This is a genomic window from Streptomyces sp. NPDC006283 (assembly GCF_040613325.1).
Taxonomy (GTDB): domain Bacteria; phylum Actinomycetota; class Actinomycetes; order Streptomycetales; family Streptomycetaceae; genus Streptomyces.
In genome coordinates this window covers 1-16,011 of sequence record NZ_JBEXRZ010000164.1, presented here as the reverse complement: position 1 = coordinate 16,011, position 16,011 = coordinate 1, and the positions used below count along the sequence as shown (strand labels likewise).

15 protein-coding genes are annotated in these 16,011 nt (G+C 69.7%); 8 read left to right on the top strand and 7 right to left on the bottom strand.

What is annotated here, in order from left to right; genetic code table 11:
* Positions 1 to 1,157, bottom strand: a 1,157-nt coding sequence (locus ABZ070_RS26925) for an SAM-dependent methyltransferase (protein WP_356637920.1), incomplete at its 3' end; no start/stop codon positions are given.
* 90 nt (positions 1,158 to 1,247) lie between these two features.
* Here ABZ070_RS26925 and ABZ070_RS26920 point away from each other — a divergent pair.
* The 3 genes from ABZ070_RS26920 to groL all read left to right on the top strand — a co-directional run bounded on the left by ABZ070_RS26920 (position 1,248) and on the right by groL (position 4,612).
* Complete coding sequence (locus tag ABZ070_RS26920) at positions 1,248 to 2,300, top strand: polysaccharide deacetylase family protein (protein ID WP_356637919.1); 1,053 nt, start codon at positions 1,248 to 1,250, stop codon at positions 2,298 to 2,300.
* 263 nt (positions 2,301 to 2,563) lie between these two features.
* Positions 2,564 to 2,872, top strand: coding sequence for a co-chaperone GroES (groES, locus tag ABZ070_RS26915; RefSeq protein WP_005313390.1), 309 nt, complete (start codon positions 2,564 to 2,566; stop codon positions 2,870 to 2,872).
* Between the two features lie 111 nt (positions 2,873 to 2,983).
* On the top strand, positions 2,984 to 4,612 hold the full coding sequence (groL, locus tag ABZ070_RS26910; RefSeq protein WP_356637918.1) for a chaperonin GroEL: 1,629 nt from the start codon (positions 2,984 to 2,986) through the stop codon (positions 4,610 to 4,612).
* A gap of 90 nt (positions 4,613 to 4,702) precedes the next feature.
* On the opposite strand, the gene ABZ070_RS26905 is transcribed toward groL, so the two are convergent.
* From ABZ070_RS26905 to ABZ070_RS26885, 5 genes are all read right to left on the bottom strand, one after another.
* On the bottom strand, positions 4,703 to 5,395 hold the full coding sequence (locus ABZ070_RS26905; protein ID WP_356637917.1) for an ester cyclase: 693 nt from the start codon (positions 5,393 to 5,395) through the stop codon (positions 4,703 to 4,705).
* Between the two features lie 60 nt (positions 5,396 to 5,455).
* The gene (locus tag ABZ070_RS26900) at positions 5,456 to 6,484 is read right to left on the bottom strand and encodes a hydroxyacid dehydrogenase (RefSeq protein WP_356637916.1); all 1,029 of its coding nucleotides are present in this window, start codon (positions 6,482 to 6,484) and stop codon (positions 5,456 to 5,458) included.
* Between the two features lie 66 nt (positions 6,485 to 6,550).
* Positions 6,551 to 7,324 (bottom strand): SDR family oxidoreductase, encoded by a 774-nt coding sequence (locus tag ABZ070_RS26895; RefSeq protein ID WP_356637915.1) that lies wholly within the window; start codon positions 7,322 to 7,324, stop codon positions 6,551 to 6,553.
* A 9-nt stretch (positions 7,325 to 7,333) separates the two neighbouring features.
* Complete coding sequence (locus ABZ070_RS26890; RefSeq protein WP_356637914.1) at positions 7,334 to 8,845, bottom strand: multicopper oxidase domain-containing protein; 1,512 nt, start codon at positions 8,843 to 8,845, stop codon at positions 7,334 to 7,336.
* Positions 8,846 to 8,938: 93 nt separating this feature from the next.
* Positions 8,939 to 9,643, bottom strand: coding sequence for an MOSC domain-containing protein (locus ABZ070_RS26885; RefSeq protein ID WP_356637913.1), 705 nt, complete (start codon positions 9,641 to 9,643; stop codon positions 8,939 to 8,941).
* 81 nt (positions 9,644 to 9,724) lie between these two features.
* On the opposite strand from ABZ070_RS26885, the gene ABZ070_RS26880 reads away from it, so the two are divergent.
* Positions 9,725 to 10,621, top strand: coding sequence for a LysR family transcriptional regulator (locus tag ABZ070_RS26880; protein WP_356637912.1), 897 nt, complete (start codon positions 9,725 to 9,727; stop codon positions 10,619 to 10,621).
* Between the two features lie 195 nt (positions 10,622 to 10,816).
* Here the strand turns inward: ABZ070_RS26880 and ABZ070_RS26875 are convergent, their stop codons facing one another.
* The gene (locus ABZ070_RS26875; RefSeq protein ID WP_356637911.1) at positions 10,817 to 11,140 is read right to left on the bottom strand and encodes a WhiB family transcriptional regulator; all 324 of its coding nucleotides are present in this window, start codon (positions 11,138 to 11,140) and stop codon (positions 10,817 to 10,819) included.
* A 513-nt stretch (positions 11,141 to 11,653) separates the two neighbouring features.
* Between ABZ070_RS26875 and ABZ070_RS26870 the strand changes: the two genes are divergently transcribed.
* The 4 genes from ABZ070_RS26870 to ABZ070_RS26855 all read left to right on the top strand — a co-directional run bounded on the left by ABZ070_RS26870 (position 11,654) and on the right by ABZ070_RS26855 (position 15,939).
* Complete coding sequence (locus tag ABZ070_RS26870; RefSeq protein WP_003948568.1) at positions 11,654 to 12,265, top strand: response regulator transcription factor; 612 nt, start codon at positions 11,654 to 11,656, stop codon at positions 12,263 to 12,265.
* 221 nt (positions 12,266 to 12,486) lie between these two features.
* Positions 12,487 to 13,074 carry a sigma-70 family RNA polymerase sigma factor gene (locus ABZ070_RS26865; protein ID WP_356637910.1) on the top strand — a complete coding sequence of 196 codons (588 nt, stop codon included), beginning with the start codon at positions 12,487 to 12,489 and terminating at the stop codon, positions 13,072 to 13,074.
* A 138-nt stretch (positions 13,075 to 13,212) separates the two neighbouring features.
* Complete coding sequence (guaB, locus tag ABZ070_RS26860) at positions 13,213 to 14,712, top strand: IMP dehydrogenase (protein ID WP_356637909.1); 1,500 nt, start codon at positions 13,213 to 13,215, stop codon at positions 14,710 to 14,712.
* 102 nt (positions 14,713 to 14,814) lie between these two features.
* The gene (locus tag ABZ070_RS26855) at positions 14,815 to 15,939 is read left to right on the top strand and encodes a GuaB3 family IMP dehydrogenase-related protein (RefSeq protein WP_356637908.1); all 1,125 of its coding nucleotides are present in this window, start codon (positions 14,815 to 14,817) and stop codon (positions 15,937 to 15,939) included.
* Positions 15,940 to 16,011: the final 72 nt, after the last annotated feature.

Genomic DNA, 16,011 nt, shown 5'->3' with positions numbered 1-16,011 from the left:
ATCGTCGGGGCGCCCGCGACGCGGGTCAGGAAGACCGTCGCCGCGTTCGGGCCGTGGGGCTTCACCTTGCGGCGGACCTCTTCCGGTTCCACCGCGCTGCCGCGCTTCTTCACCGTCAGGTTGCCGACCTCGCGCTGGCGCAGCAGGGCCTTCAACTTCTTCATGTTGAAGGGCAGTTCGTCGGTGATCTCGTACGCCGTCGCATACGGGGTGGAGTGCAGCTCGTCGGAGGTGATGTACGCGATCGTCTCGTCGAGAAGGCCGCCGGACACGTCCTCGGCAACCTCGGCGACCAGGTGGGCGCGGATCACCGCGCCGTCCGGTTCGTACAGGTAGCGGCCCACCGCGCGGACGGGCGGGTCGGGAAGGTTGCGGCCGGTCAGCGTGTGCGGGCCCGGGAGGAGGGTCGCGCGGACCGTGGAGGGGGTCGTGCCGAACCAGAGCACCGCCTCCTTCACGTCGCCTCCGTCCGAGATCCACTCCGCCTCGGCGTCCTCGGGAACGGCCTCGTGCGGGATGCCTGGGGCGATCTTGAGCGCGGCGTGGGGGCGGGTGCGGGCCGCGCCGACGGCCCACGAGAGGGGCGGCGAGTACGCCTCCGGGTCGAAGATCCGGCCGCGGCCGCCACGCCGGGCGGGGTCCACGAACACCGCGTCGTGGGCGGACGTGTCGATGTCCGTGACGTCCGCGCAGCGGACCTCGATCAGGCCGGTGAGGCCGAGTACTTCCGCGTTCGCGCGTGCGACTTCCGCCGTCAGCGGGTCGCGGTCCACCGCCAGAACGGAGATGCCGGCCCGGGCCAGCGCGAGCGCGTCGCCGCCGATGCCGCTGCACAGGTCCGCCACGCTGCGAACGCCGAGGGCCGCGAAGCGGTCGGCCCGGTGGGCGGCGACCGAGCGGCGGGTGGACTGTTCTACGCCGTTCGGGGTGAAGAACATCCGGCGGGCGTCCTCCTCGCCGAACTTCGCCGCCGCACGCTGGCGCAGGCGTGCCTGCCCGAGGGCCGCGGAGACCAGTTCCGCGGGGTGCTCGCGGCGCAGCCGTGTGGCGACGGCCAGTTCGTCGGCCGGGTCGTAGGAGGCCAGCGAGGCCAGCAGCGCTCCGCCCTCCTCGGTGCGCAGTGCGGAGAAGGCGGCGAGCGGATCGAGGTCGTTCACCGGGCCATTGTGGGCCAGCTGGGGGATGGTGCGCTCACGGTGGCGGTGTCGGCCCGGTGAGCGGGCCGGGCGCTGACAGGATGCGGCGGCATGCAGCTAGTAAGACAAAAAGGAAAACTCGGAGCTTATCGTGTCCGCGCGGCCCTGGCCGCGCTGATCGTCGCCGCAGTGGGCTCGGGCTGTGCCACCGAGGGGGCGCAGGTCGCCGCTCCGGCCAAGTCGCCGTCCTCGTCGCAGACGGAGTCCCCGGCCGGCCAGAAGGCCGCACGGGGCCCCCAGGCGCAGAAGGAAGGCGCGAAAGAGGGCGCCAAGGAAGGCGTCAGGGAAGGCGCAAAGGCACGGCCGAAGGAGGGCGGGAAGAAGGGCGCGAAAGAGGGCAGCGCCGCCGGCGCGAACTCCGCCTACGCCGAGAAGGTCAAGCGCGCACAGAAGGCCCGCGCTGCCGCCGCGAAGAAATGGGGGCTCAAGCGGACCCCGCTCCCCGCGCCCCTGCCGCCCGCCGAGAAGCCGGAGATCACCACCCGTAAGGGGTTCGAGGTGAAGGGCGGGGACGATCTGCCGCCCGTCTTCACCACCGTGCCGACGAAGGAGAAGGTCGTCTTCCTGACGATCGACGACGGTGCGGAGAAGGATCCCGAGCTGCTGCGCATGATGTCCGACCTGCAGATCCCCTACAGCGCCTTCCTCACCGACTACGTCATCGACGACGACTACGGCTACTTCGAGAAGATGCAGGACCGAGGGGTGGCGCTGCACAACCACACGCTCAGCCACCCTTATCTGCCCGGTCTTTCGTACTCCGCGCAGAAGCGTGAGATCTGCGGTCAGCAGGACAAGCTGGAGAAGCGGTACGGGAAGCGGCCCCGGCTGCTGCGCCCGCCGTACGGGAACTACAACAGGAACACGCTGCGCGTCGCCAAGAAGTGCGGGATCGAGGCGGTGCCGCTGTGGGCCGCCGAAGCCTTCCCCGACCACATGGAGTGGCGCGAGTGGGACAGGAACCTGCATCCCGGCGACATCATCCTCACTCACTTCCGCGGCAAGAACGAGTGGAAGGGCAGCATGCCGGACATGGTCCGGCGGGTGGTGGACATCGTGACGAGGAAGGGCTACGCCGTGGCCAAGCTCGAGGACTACGTCTGAGTGCGGTCCGGGAGCGCCCGGGGTGGGGAACCGTGGGCGCCGTCCCGGCGTTCTCCGTCTCGGGATCCGTCGAGCCGGACGCCGCCACATTGGCACTCCGCTTGACCGAGTGCTAATCGCAGTCATAGTCTCAGCTCTGGCACTCGCCAAGTGAGAGTGCCAACACAGCGACGGGCAGGTCCGGCACCCGCGACGACGGATCGACCTGGTCGCCACCTCAGATCAGTTAACCCCGTGAGATCTCCGAAGGGGGAGGTCGGATCGTGACGACCGCCAGCTCCAAGGTTGCCATCAAGCCGCTCGAGGACCGCATTGTGGTCCAGCCGCTCGACGCCGAGCAGACCACGGCCTCTGGCCTGGTCATTCCGGACACTGCCAAGGAGAAGCCCCAGGAGGGCGTCGTCCTGGCCGTGGGCCCGGGCCGCTTCGAGAACGGCGAGCGCCTGCCGCTCGACGTGAAGACCGGCGACATCGTGCTGTACAGCAAGTACGGCGGCACCGAAGTGAAGTACAGCGGCGAGGAGTACCTCGTCCTCTCGGCTCGCGACGTGCTCGCGATCGTCGAGAAGTAAGACCTGCTTTACCTGTTTTGCCTTGAGCTGCGCCCCTGGCCACCCCGCTGATGCCGGGCGGCGAGGGGCGCAGTTCTTTGAACACAAATCCGAGAGGGCTGAACCGCTCCCATGGCGAAGATCCTGAAGTTCGACGAGGACGCCCGTCGCGCCCTCGAGCGCGGCGTCAACAAGCTTGCCGACACGGTCAAGGTGACGATCGGCCCGCGCGGCCGCAACGTCGTCATCGACAAGAAGTTCGGCGCTCCCACCATCACCAACGACGGTGTGACCATCGCCCGCGAGGTCGAGGTCGAGGACCCGTACGAGAACCTCGGCGCCCAGCTGGTGAAGGAGGTGGCGACCAAGACCAACGACATCGCGGGTGACGGTACGACCACCGCCACCGTGCTGGCCCAGGCTCTGGTCCGCGAGGGCCTGCGCAATGTCGCCGCCGGCGCTTCCCCGGCCGCCCTGAAGAAGGGCATCGACGCCGCCGTCAAGGCCGTCTCCGACGAGCTGCTGGCGACCGCCCGCCCGATCGAGGACAAGGCCGACATCGCCGCCGTGGCCGCGCTCTCCGCGCAGGACCAGCAGGTCGGCGAGCTCATCGCCGAGGCGATGGACAAGGTCGGCAAGGACGGTGTCATCACCGTCGAGGAGTCCAACACCTTCGGTCTGGAGCTCGACTTCACCGAGGGCATGGCCTTCGACAAGGGTTACCTGTCCCCGTACATGGTGACCGACCAGGAGCGTATGGAGGCCGTCCTCGACGACCCGTACATCCTGATCCACCAGGGCAAGATCTCCTCCATCCAGGACATGCTGCCGCTGCTGGAGAAGGTCATCCAGGCGGGTGGCTCCAAGCCGCTGCTGATCATCGCCGAGGACGTCGAGGGCGAGGCCCTCTCCACCCTCGTCGTGAACAAGATCCGCGGCACCTTCAACGCGGTGGCCGTCAAGGCCCCCGGCTTCGGCGACCGCCGCAAGGCGATGCTCGGCGACATGGCCACCCTCACCGGTGCCACGGTCATCGCCGAGGAGGTCGGCCTCAAGCTCGACCAGGCCGGTCTGGACGTTCTGGGCACCGCCCGCCGCGTGACGATCACCAAGGACGACACCACGATCGTCGACGGTGGCGGCAACTCCGAGGACGTCACGGGCCGCGTCAACCAGATCAAGGCCGAGATCGAGACCACCGACTCCGACTGGGACCGCGAGAAGCTCCAGGAGCGCCTCGCGAAGCTGGCCGGCGGCGTGTGCGTGATCAAGGTCGGCGCCGCCACCGAGGTGGAGCTGAAGGAGAAGAAGCACCGTCTGGAGGACGCCATCTCCGCGACCCGCGCCGCGGTCGAGGAGGGCATCGTCTCCGGTGGTGGCTCCGCGCTCGTCCACGCCGTCAAGGTCCTCGAGGGCAACCTGGGCAAGGAGGGCGACGAGGCCACCGGTGTCGCCGTCGTCCGCCGCGCCGCCGTCGAGCCGCTGCGCTGGATCGCGGAGAACGCCGGTCTCGAGGGCTACGTCATCACCGCGAAGGTGGCCGAGCTCGAGGCCGGTCAGGGCTTCAACGCCGCGACCGGCGAGTACGGCGACCTGGTCAAGGCAGGCGTCATCGACCCGGTCAAGGTGACGCGCTCCGCGCTGGAGAACGCCGCGTCCATCGCCTCCCTGCTGCTCACGACCGAGACCCTGGTCGTCGAGAAGCCGGCCGAGGAAGAGGCCGACGCGGGCCACGGCCACGGTCACGGCCACAGCCACTGACGCATCGCGTCACGAAAGGCCCCCGTTCCCGCGCTCTGCGCGGGAACGGGGGCTTTCCCGTGTCCATCCGCAGCGGAGGACCGGGGTGGGTCACATCGCGCCGAGCTGTCGCATCAGGCGCATCAGATCCATGTGCCACCAGCCTTCCTTGATCCTCCCGCTGTCGAAGCGGAAGACGGTGGTCCCGGTCATGACGCACTGCTCGCCGGTGGCCGGAATGCCCTGGAACTCGCCCTTGTGCTTCCCGATCCAGGTCCACAGCAGCACCACGTCGTCGCCCTCCGCCACTTGGCGGTCGAGCTCGAAGGTGAAGTCGAAGGCGCCGCGCCACATGGCGACGTCGCGGCGGATGACGTCCCTGCCGGTCTCGCTCTCCTGCTCGTTGGCGATGTCGTGGTCGATGTAGTCGGCGGCGAACACCTCGTCGATGGCGTCCAGATTTCCCCCGACGGCTATCTCATGGAAGAAGCGCCGGGCGGTCGCCGCGTTCAGCTGCTCCTCACGGACGACGTCCAGGTCGGTGAAGGAGGGCATGCCGTCGCAGAGGGACACCATCTCCTGGAACATGCTGTCGGTCTCCGGGAGACGGGAGTTCTTCATCGCGTCCTCGTACGAGTCGAACTCCACTATGTCCACGTAGTGGTTGCTCGCGGAACGGTCCCTGCCGGTTACTGCGTGGCCGGTGGTCCGCTTGCCCCTGGTCTGCTCGACCCACTTGTCCATCACGGCGTTCAGGCCGTCGAAGTCCGCGGTCTTGTAGTCGATGATCTGCATGAATTTCATGGCGCCTCCCGGCGGTCGACGGGACGCCACCATTTTATGAGAAATGCGGCATTTGCTCGATCAGGCTGATGTGTCCAGATCTCTCGGCCGCACGGGATCGGCGAAGGGCAGACCGGCCGCGAACCGCTCCAGTTCGTCCAGCGCCCGGTCGGCCAGCCGGTGCAGCTCGCCGCCGAGCGAACCGGCGATGTGCGGGGTGAGCAGCACGTTCGGCAGGTCGTAGAGCGGCGATCCGGCGGGCGGCAGTTCGGGCTCCGTGACGTCCAGTACCGCGTCCAGGCGCCCGGCGACCAGCTCGGGGAGCAGGGCGTCCTCGTCGACGAGCGAGCCCCGCGAGGTGTTGATCAGGGTCGCTCCGTCGGCCATCAGGGCCAGCTGCCGGGCGCCGATCATATGGCGGGTGGCCGGTACCTCTGGAGCGTGCACGGTGACGATGTCGGCGCGTGCGCAGAGGTCGTCGAGACCGGTACGTTCGACACTGAGCGCGGCCGCCTCCGCGTCGTCCACATACGGGTCGTGGAGCAGGACCCGCAGGTCGAACGGGCGCAGCAGCTCGATCACACGCCTGCCGATGCGGGAGGCGCCGATCACCCCGACCGTACGGTGGTAGTTGCCCGCGCCGTCGAACTCCGTGTGCCAGTCGTGTTCGGCGCGCAGCTGTGCGTACCGCCGGGCCGTGGGCAGCACGCGTTTGCCCGCGAAGAGCACGGCGCCGAGGGTGAACTCCGCGACGGGCAGGGCGTTGGCTGCCGCCACCGAGGTCACGGAGATGCCGCGGTCCCAGCAGGCCTGCGTGATGTGGTGCTTGACGGATCCGGCGGCGTGGACCACGGCCCGCAGCCGGGGTGCGGCCGCCAGGACCTCTGCGGTGAGCTCCGGAGCGCCCCAGCAGGTCAGCAGGACGTCTGCCCCGGCGAGCGCGGCAGCCACCTCCGCCCGCGGGGCGGCCAGGTCGTGGGCGATCAGCCGCGGGTCGGTATTGAAGAGCGCGGCGACACGCGCGCGATGGCGGTCGGTGAGGAGCCGGTCGGCGACGCCTGGGCCCATCGCGAGCAGCAGCGAGGGGCGACGGTCAGTGGCCTGGTGCATCGGGAACTCCCTCTCCTGCGGACCGTGCTCGCGTTCGGCCTGCTGCGGACAGTACCTGCGGTCGGCCTACTGCGGACCGTACTTGCGGCCTGCTCGCGAGCTGACGCCCCCGAGCAGGCCGCGCGGGGCCAGCTTGACCACGCCCATCAGCGCCTTGTACCGCGGATCGGGGATGGACAGGGACTTCCCCTTCGCCAGGTCCGCCAGCGCCGACGCCACCAGCTTGTCGGCGTCCAGCCACATCCAGCCCGGGATGTTGTCCGTGCCCATCCCGGCCCGCTGGTGGAACTCGGTCCGGACGAAACCCGGGCACAGCGCCATCAGGCGTACGCCCGACCCCGCGAGGTCACGGGCCACGCCCTGGGTGAACTGCACGACCCAGGCCTTCGACGCCCCGTAGGTGCCACGCGGCATGAACGCGGCGACCGACGCCACGTTCACCACGCCGCCCCGGCCGCGCTCGCGCATCGACTCCGCCGCCGCCGACGTCAGTCGCAGCACCGCCTCGCAATGCACCTTCAGCATCGTCAGCTCGTCGGCCATGGAGACTTCCAGGAAGCGTCCTTTGTTCCCGAAACCCGCGTTGTTGACCAGCAGGTCGACGGGGTGTGTGCGGTCGGCGAGCCGCGTCTCGACCGCCGCGATCCCGTCCTCCTCGGACAGGTCCGAGGTCAGCACCTCCGCCTCGATGCCGTGCCGGTCGTGCAGCTCGGTGGCCTGTTCGTGCAGCCGCTTGGTGTCGCGGGCCACCAGTACGAGGTTGTGGCCTTCGGCCGCCAGGCGCCGTGCGAAGGCGGCGCCGATGCCCGCGGTCGCTCCCGTGATCAGTGCAGTCGTCATAGGCGCACGTTAATGCCCCGCGTGTGAGGGCGCCGTACGCACCGTCCCCGCCCGCTGCCCCTTCTCGACGACCACGAACTGCCCCATCATTCCGCGGTCCTCGTGGGCGAGCAGATGGCAGTGGTACATGTACGGAGTGTCCGGATCCGCCGGCCCGGTGAACCGCATGGCGAGCTTCACGGTCGTGCCGCCGGGCACGAAGGCGGTGTCCTTGGCGCCGCGCAGCTCCGGCGGCGGTCGGCGGCCGTCGACCGCGAGCACCCTGAACTGCACGTCGTGAACATGGAAGTTGTGCGGCACACCGTCCTCGTTGCGTACGGTCCACGTCTCCGCCGTGCCGCGGGTGACCGTCTCGTCGATCCGGTCCATGGCCATCGGCCTGCCGTTGATCCCGGACATCCGCAGTCCGAAGAACCGCGTTCGCGCCGAGTCCGAGCCGTCCGGGAGCTCGAGTTCGCCGAGCGTCGCCGGGACCGGCGGCGAGGGGCGGAGCGACTTCGCGGCCCGCAGTTCAAGTACGTCGAAGGTGTCGTCGCCGCCGTTGAAACGGGTCTGCCAGAAGTCGCCGTAGTTCTTCTGCGGGTGGCTGCGCAGCACGGTTCGCTCACCCGGCTCCATCCGCACCACGATCTCGGCGCGCTCGCCGGGAGACAGCTGGACACGGTCCATGGCGACCGCCTTCTCCAGCAGTCCGCCGTCCGTGCCGACGAGCGAGAACCGCCGGTCGTCGGAGAACCCGAAGTGGTAGACGCGTGCGGTGGAGGCGTTGAGAAGGCGCAGCCGCACCAGCTCGTCGCCGACCTCCTTGTACGGATCGAGCGTGCCGTTGACCATCGTCCGGTCGCCCAGGAAGCCGGAGTTGGCCATGAAGCGGTGCCCGTGGTCGAACTTCTCGCCGTCGAACCGCACGTCCTGCACCACGACGGGCAGGTCGTCGACGCCGTACTTCTTCGGCAGGGGGAGCCGCGCCGATGTCGCGTCGTCCAGGAGGAACATCCCGGCCAGGCCCCGTTGCACGTGCTTTTCCGTGCTGCCGTGCGGATGCGGGTGGTACCAGAGGGTCGCGGCCGGCTGGTCGACCGTCCACCGGGGGGTCCACGTCCCGCCGGGCGCCACCATCTGGTGCGGCCCGCCGTCCATCCGTGCGGGCAGATGCATGCCGTGCCAGTGGACCGTGGACTCCTCGCCCAGGGTGTTCCTGATACGCACCCCGACCTTCTCGCCCCGCTTCGCACGCAGTGTCGGACCCAGGTGGTCGCCGTTGAAGCCCCAGGTGGGCGTCTTCATGCCGGTCCTGAACTCCGTCTCGCCTGCCTGCATCGTCAGGTCGAAGACGCGCGTGCCGTCGCTGTCCACCCTCGATTCGGCGAGCGGCGGCACGGCCAGTTCCCGGGTGAACACGGCACCGGCAGTGGACACTTCGGCGTCCGAGTAGAGCCAGAGCGCCCCGCCGCCGAGAGTGAGGACAAAAGCGACGGCGAGGGCGGCGAGAGCGACGAGGGCGCGCTTGAGGCGAGACATGCCCTCAGCGTCATCGGCCGCCGTACCCGGCGGCATCGGGGGCGGCCCCCAGGCGCCCCTGATCCGGCAGCCCGGGCGTCTCGGGGGCTTCCCTCATGCCGCCCCGGGTTCGCCGGCCACCTCGGGCTCGGCAGGCCCGTACTTGGCCACGTACGCGCGGGCGTTCTTCAGCAGTTCGGCGTGGAGCGCCTCGCCGGCGGCCAGCACCTGCGGCAGCAGCGCGCGCTCGGTCGTCTCGGCCCGGAACGCCATCCCCACCGTGACCTCGTGGTCCGGCCGGTGCACGACCTCCACCAGGTCGCCCGCGCGGATCTCGCCCGGCTCGATCACCCGCAGATAAGCGCCGGAGGCTCCGTTCCGCGTGAAGCGTCTGACCCAGCCCTTCTCGCCGAGCCAGCCCGCGAACACCCGGCACGGAATGCGGCCGCAGGTCACCTCGAGCACCAGCGAATCCCCGATGCGCCAGCGCTCACCGACCTTCGCGCCGGTGACGTCGACTCCGCTCGTCGTGAGGTTCTCCCCGAACGTGCCGTTGGCGAGCGGGCGGCCCAACTCCCGCTCCCAGGCATCGAGATCCTCGCGGGCGAAGGCGTAGACGGCCTGGTCCGTCCCGCCGTGGTGGCGCAGGTCGCAGACCGCGTCACCGGACAGTCCGCTCCCGCCCTCGCCCTTGGGGCCGGGATCGGTGACCTGGACGGGCCCGTCGACCGGACGCTTGTCGATCCCGGTCGTGCCGCTCCGCGCATCGGTGTACTCGACGGCCCGGGGCCGCCCCACGTTCACGGTCAGAACCTTCATGCCAGGAACGCTAACCGAGCCCCCTCAAAGAGACCACTCAATAATCGCCGTCGCCCCCAAGTGTCCCTTATGCTGGGCGCCGTGATCGAAGCCCGCCACCTCCGCGTCCTGCGCGCCGTCGCCGCCACCGGCTCGTTCTCCGCGGCCGCCCGCGAACTCGGCTGCACCCAGCCGGCCGTCAGCCAGCAGATGAAGGCGCTCGAGAGCTCCGCGGGCACGCCGCTGCTCGTCCGTACCGGCCGTGAGATGCGCCTGACCCAGGCCGGCGAGGTGCTCGTACGGCACGCGTCCGGCATTCTCGCCGGGCTGACGGCGGCCGAGGAGGAGGTCGCGGCCATCGCGGGGCTGAGGGCCGGGCGGGTCCGCCTGGTGTCCTTCCCCAGCGGCAGTTCCACGCTGGTGCCGACCGCCCTGGCGGCGCTGCGCGCCGCACACCCGGGCACCCGCGTCTCCCTGGTCGACGCCGAGCCGCCGCGCTCGGTCGAGATGCTGCGGGAGGGTGACTGCGACGTGGCGCTTGCGTTCCGCTACGGCGCACCCGGCGCCGAGGCGGAATGGGACGACCTGGACGTCCGGCCCCTGCTCACCGACCGGCTCGTGGGCCTGGTCCCCGAGGGTCATCGACTTGCCGCGTCGGACGCCGTCGCGATCGCCGACCTGGCGGAGGAGTCGTGGATCGCGGGCTGCCCGCGCTGCCGACGGCAACTCGTGGACGTCTGCGAGAAGGCGGGCTTCAGCCCGCGCATCGACTTCGCGACCGACGACTACCCGGCAGTGGTCGGCCTGGTCGGTGCGGGCCTCGGCGTGGCCGTGCTGCCCGAGCTGGCACTGGAGTCGGTGCTGCCCAAGGGGGCTCGTGCGGTGGCGGTGGAGCCGGCCGTCCACCGTGAGATCGTGGCGCTCACGCTTCCCGACCTGGCGCACGTCCCGGCGGTCGCGGCGACGCTGACCGAACTGTCCCGCGCGGCTGCCCGCTGACAGGGGGCGGCGCCTGGCCGGCCTCCCGGCGGCGCGGGGCGTGTGCGGCCGTGACCGTCAAAGGCCCCCGGCCGTAGGGACCGGGGGCCGAAGCAGTACGCATCAGAAGCAGTACGCATCATGGGGTCCGCCGGGCAGGAGGGGGCAAGGGGCAGCGCAGGAACGTTTCTTCCGTGAGTGGTCTCGGTGCGCGGGTCAGTTCCCCACCGCGCCGCCGGCGCTGGTGGCCGGGATCAGCCGATGACGTGCCCGCCCCATGAGCTCCTCGCGCTCGTCCTCCGTCAGCCCGCCCCAGACGCCGTAGGGCTCTCGCACGGCCAGTGCGTGCGCCGCGCACTCCGCCCGTACCGGGCACCTCATGCAGACCTCCTTCGCCGAGTTCTCACGCGCACTGCGTGCCGCGCCTCGTTCGCCTTCCGGGTGGAAGAAGAGCGAGCTGTCGACCCCACGGCATGCCGCGAGGAGCTGCCAGTCCCACAGATCGGCGTTGGGTCCGGGAAGGCGAGAGAAATCTGCCATGGCGCATATCCCCTTGAAACCGTGGTGGGTGGATACAGGACCAGGTCGGAAACGGGCGGGGCGCCGACCGGACGAGCGCCGGATCCGGCACCACGCTCCGTGCCAACGACCGTACATCTGCTGTGTAAGTAGATGTAAATATGACTCATTGCGAATCTAGCCACAGACACTGGAAAAAGGGAAGAAAAGCCGCTGAATGGGGCAGGGTCTGCTCGTGAAGGGCCCAGGTGCCCTGCGGCGATCCGCGAAACCTTCACGCCGTCCCCGTGGGCCGCCTGCGCTCCGCCAGACGGGTGATCACGCAGACCTGACCGGCCCCTCACGCAGCGTGCTGAAGAGCTCCGTCCGACCCGTAACTCTTTCGAGTGACCGTCGTTGAGAGGGCGGAGGCGGTTGAAAGAACAAGCTCTCGGGCACATGTCCGACAGCGTTCAACCGCACAGGTGAAGAAACGTACCCAGCCTGGAGGCTCAAGGTGACGCGCAAAAGCTGCGAGAGCCACGGAGGTCAGTCATGACATCCGTCCTCGTCTGCGACGACTCCCCGCTTGCCCGAGAGGCGCTCCGCCGCGCGGTCGCGACCGTGCCCGGTGTCGAGCGCGTGACGACCGCGGCCAACGGCGAGGAAGTCCTCCGCCGCTGGGGTGCGGATCGTTCGGATCTGATTCTGATGGACGTACGCATGCCCGGCCTGGGCGGCGTCGAGACGGTGCGCCGGCTGCTCTCCGCCGACCCCGGCGCCCGGATCATCATGTTGACCGTCGCCGAGGACCTCGACGGCGTCGCCCTTGCGGTCGCCGCGGGTGCCCGGGGCTATCTGCACAAGGACGCCTCGCGCGCCGAGCTGCGCGCGACCGTCACACAGGCGCTCGCCGACCCCACCTGGCGGCTCGCGCCGCGCAGGCTCCGCTCGGCGGAGATGGGCGCCGCGCCGACGCTCACCGCGCGTGAGATCCAGGTCCTCGAAGGGATGAGCCACGGCCGGTCCAACGCGGAGATCGGCCGGGAGCTCTTCCTCTCCGAGGACACGGTGAAAACCCACGCCAGGCGGCTGTTCAAGAAGCTCGGCGCGTCGGACCGGGCGCATGCGGTGGCGCTCGGATTCCGCTGGGGTCTGGTCCGCTGAACGCGGTGAGAATGAAGCGGCACGGGGGTGACGGATGCCCGAGGGCATCCGTTTCCCGCGCGATGCCGCATCCTTGAGGTGTGGAGTTCCTCGGGGACAAGTCGGTCGAGCGGGAGGGGAGGGCGCAGGAGATGAGTTCCGGCGCACCTGCTCATAACGCTTCGGTGCACAACACGGGACGCGGTGCCACGGGCGACCGGCGGCCAGGGCACCATGGACCGATGCGCGACGACGAGGCGGTGACCGCCCAGGGTGCCATCGGTGCGCTTGTTCACCGTGCCGTCGACGGCGACGAGCAGGCGACGCACGACCTGCTGGCACACGTCCATCCGCTCGCACTGCGTTTCTGCCGCTCGCGGCTGAACCGGCTGCCGGGCGACGCACGTCACTTCGTCGAGGACCTCGCCCAGGAGGTCTGTGTCGCGGTGCTGATGGCGCTGCCGCGCTACAAGGACACCGGCCGGCCCTTCGAAGCATTCGTGTTCGCGATCGCCTCCCACAAGGTCGCCGATCTGCAGCGGGCGGCCATGCGCCATCCCGGATCGACGGCCGTGCCGTCGGACGAGATGCCCGAGCGGCCGGACGACTCGCTCGGCCCGGAGGAGCGTGCGCTGCTCAGCGACGACGCGGAGTGGGCCAAGAAGCTGCTCGCCAATCTGCCGGAGAACCAGCGGGAACTGCTGGTGCTCAGGGTCGCCGTCGGGCTCACGGCTGAGGAGACCGGTCAGATGCTGGGGATGTCGCCGGGAGCGGTGCGCGTCGCACAGCACCGCGCTCTCAGCAGGCTGCGGGCGCTGGCCGAGCAGTGAACCGGTTCCCGGGCGCGTACGTATGACCATCGTGCGAACGTACAAAGCTGCTTATCGATCTTGATCGTGGAATGAGACGGCTGCTCGGGCCGTTAGCATGGACATCCGCAGGGATCAAGGCCATTTGGGGAAGGTGTCATGACCAACGTCGACGGAGTGCCCGAGAAATTCGCGACACTCGGGCTGACCTACGACGATGTGCTGCTGCTGCCGGGTGCGTCGGAAGTGCTTCCGAACGCGGTCGACACCTCGTCCCGCGTTTCCAGGAACGTACGGGTGAACATCCCGCTGCTCTCGGCGGCGATGGACAAGGTCACCGAGTCCCGCATGGCGATCGCGATGGCGCGCCAGGGCGGCGTGGGCGTGCTGCATCGCAATCTGTCCATCGAGGACCAGGTCAATCAGGTCGACCTGGTCAAGCGTTCCGAGTCCGGCATGGTCACGGACCCGATCACGGTGCACCCCGACGCCACGCTCGCCGAGGCCGACGCCCTGTGCGCCAAGTTCCGGATCAGCGGTGTGCCCGTGACCGACGCCGCCGGCAAGCTGCTCGGCATCGTCACCAACCGTGACATGGCCTTCGAGACGGTCCGCACACGCCAGGTGCGCGAGGTCATGACCCCGATGCCGCTGGTCACGGGCAAGGTCGGCATCTCCGGCGTGGACGCCATGGAGCTGCTGCGCCGTCACAAGATCGAGAAGCTTCCGCTGGTCGACGACGCGGGGATCCTCAAGGGCCTCATCACAGTCAAGGACTTCGTCAAGGCCGAGCAGTACCCGAACGCGGCGAAGGACGCCGAGGGCCGCCTGCTCGTCGGCGCCGCCGTCGGTGCGAGCCCGGAGGCGCTGGAGCGGGCCCAGGCCCTGGCCGGTGCGGGCGTCGACTTCCTGATCGTCGACACCTCGCACGGGCACAACAGCAACGCCCTCAACTGGATGGCCAAGATCAAGTCCAGCGTGGGCGTCGATGTCATCGGCGGCAACGTGGCGACGCGGGACGGTGCCCAGGCCCTGATCGACGCCGGCGTGGACGGTGTCAAGGTCGGCGTCGGACCCGGCTCCATCTGCACGACCCGTGTGGTCGCCGGCATCGGTGTCCCGCAGGTCACCGCAATCTACGAGGCCGCGCTGGCATGCCGCGAGGCGGGCGTCCCGGTGATCGGCGACGGCGGTCTGCAGTACTCCGGAGACATCGGCAAGGCACTCGCCGCCGGTGCCGACACGGTGATGCTGGGCAGCCTCCTCGCGGGCTGCGAGGAGTCCCCCGGCGAGCTGCTCTTCATCAACGGCAAGCAGTTCAAGTCGTACCGCGGCATGGGCTCGCTCGGTGCGATGCAGTCCCGCGGCCAGGGCCGTTCGTACTCCAAGGACCGCTACTTCCAGGCCGAGGTGGCATCCGACGACAAGCTCGTCCCCGAGGGCATCGAGGGCCAGGTGCCCTACCGCGGTCCGCTCTCGGCCGTGCTGCACCAGCTGGTGGGCGGCCTCCGCCAGACGATGGGCTACGTCGGAGCGGCCTCCGTCGACGAGATGGAGAGCAAGGGCCGCTTCGTGCGCATCACCTCGGCGGGCCTCAAGGAGAGCCACCCGCACGACATCCAGATGACGGTCGAGGCGCCGAACTACAGCAGGAAGTAGGCGCAGGCTCGGTGAGGGGCGGCCCCAGGGGTTCTGGGGCCGCCCCTCCCGTGTGTGTCGGGGATACTGGGACCGCAGACGTAGAGGGAAAGGCCACACATCGTGACTGAGATCGAGATCGGGCGCGGCAAGCGCGGCCGCCGGGCGTACGCGTTCGATGACATCGCCGTCGTACCGAGCCGGCGCACGCGGGACCCGAAGGAGGTCTCGATCGCCTGGCAGATCGACGCCTACCGCTTCGAGCTGCCGTTCCTGGCCGCTCCGATGGACTCCGTGGTCTCCCCGCAGACCGCCATCCGCATCGGCGAGATGGGCGGCCTCGGCGTGCTCAACCTCGAGGGCCTGTGGACCCGCTACGAGGACCCGCAGCCGCTGCTCGACGAGATCGCCGAGATGGAGGAGTCGAGCGCCACCCGCCGGCTCCAGGAGATCTACGCGGCTCCCATCAAGGAGGAGCTGATCGGGCAGCGCATCAAGGAGGTGCGCGACTCCGGTGTCGTCACCGCCGCCGCGCTCTCGCCGCAGCGCACCGCGCAGTTCTCGAAGGCCGTCGTCGACGCGGGCGTCGACATCTTCGTCATCCGCGGCACGACCGTCTCCGCCGAGCACGTCTCCGGCGCCGCCGAGCCGCTGAACCTCAAGCAGTTCATCTACGAGCTCGACGTGCCGGTCATCGTGGGCGGCTGCGCCACCTACACCGCGGCCCTGCACCTGATGCGCACCGGCGCCGCGGGCGTGCTGGTCGGCTTCGGCGGCGGCGCCGCGCACACCACCCGCAACGTGCTGGGCATCCAGGTGCCGATGGCGACCGCCGTCGCCGACGTCGCCGCTGCCCGCCGCGACTACATGGACGAGTCCGGCGGCCGTTACGTCCACGTCATCGCCGACGGCGGCGTCGGCTGGTCCGGCGACCTGCCGAAGGCGATCGCCTGCGGAGCCGACGCGGTGATGATCGGCTCCCCGCTGGCCCGCGCGACCGACGCGCCGGGCAAGGGGCACCACTGGGGCATGGAGGCCGTCCACGAGGACGTGCCGCGCGGCAAGCTGGTGGACCTCGGCATCGTCGGCACGACCGAGGAGGTCCTCACCGGCCCGTCGCACAGCCCCGACGGTTCGATGAACTTCTTCGGCGCGCTGCGCCGGGCGATGGCCACGACGGGCTACAGCGAGCTCAAGGAGTTCCAGCGCGTCGAGGTGACGGTGGCGGACTCGCAGCACAGCCGCTGACGACGTCGCACGCGGGTGGACCAGCATGGAGCACGATGCCGGAAACATACGGTAAGTCCGCACTTTCCCGTC

Excerpts from the sequence above, each read along its gene's own strand:
- ABZ070_RS26895 (WP_356637915.1), bottom strand. The coding sequence starts at position 7,324 with ATGACGACTGCACTGATCACGGGAGCGACCGCGGGCATCGGCGCCGCC.
- guaB (WP_356637909.1), top strand. The coding sequence starts at position 13,213 with ATGACCAACGTCGACGGAGTGCCCGAGAAATTCGCGACACTCGGGCTG.
- ABZ070_RS26905 (WP_356637917.1), bottom strand. The coding sequence starts at position 5,395 with ATGAAATTCATGCAGATCATCGACTACAAGACCGCGGACTTCGACGGC.
- ABZ070_RS26900 (WP_356637916.1), bottom strand. The coding sequence starts at position 6,484 with ATGCACCAGGCCACTGACCGTCGCCCCTCGCTGCTGCTCGCGATGGGC.
- ABZ070_RS26870 (WP_003948568.1), top strand. The coding sequence starts at position 11,654 with ATGACATCCGTCCTCGTCTGCGACGACTCCCCGCTTGCCCGAGAGGCG.
- ABZ070_RS26865 (WP_356637910.1), top strand. The coding sequence starts at position 12,487 with ATGCGCGACGACGAGGCGGTGACCGCCCAGGGTGCCATCGGTGCGCTT.
- ABZ070_RS26890 (WP_356637914.1), bottom strand. The coding sequence starts at position 8,845 with ATGTCTCGCCTCAAGCGCGCCCTCGTCGCTCTCGCCGCCCTCGCCGTC.
- groL (WP_356637918.1), top strand. The coding sequence starts at position 2,984 with ATGGCGAAGATCCTGAAGTTCGACGAGGACGCCCGTCGCGCCCTCGAG.
- ABZ070_RS26875 (WP_356637911.1), bottom strand. The coding sequence starts at position 11,140 with ATGGCAGATTTCTCTCGCCTTCCCGGACCCAACGCCGATCTGTGGGAC.
- ABZ070_RS26885 (WP_356637913.1), bottom strand. The coding sequence starts at position 9,643 with ATGAAGGTTCTGACCGTGAACGTGGGGCGGCCCCGGGCCGTCGAGTAC.
- ABZ070_RS26920 (WP_356637919.1), top strand. The coding sequence starts at position 1,248 with ATGCAGCTAGTAAGACAAAAAGGAAAACTCGGAGCTTATCGTGTCCGC.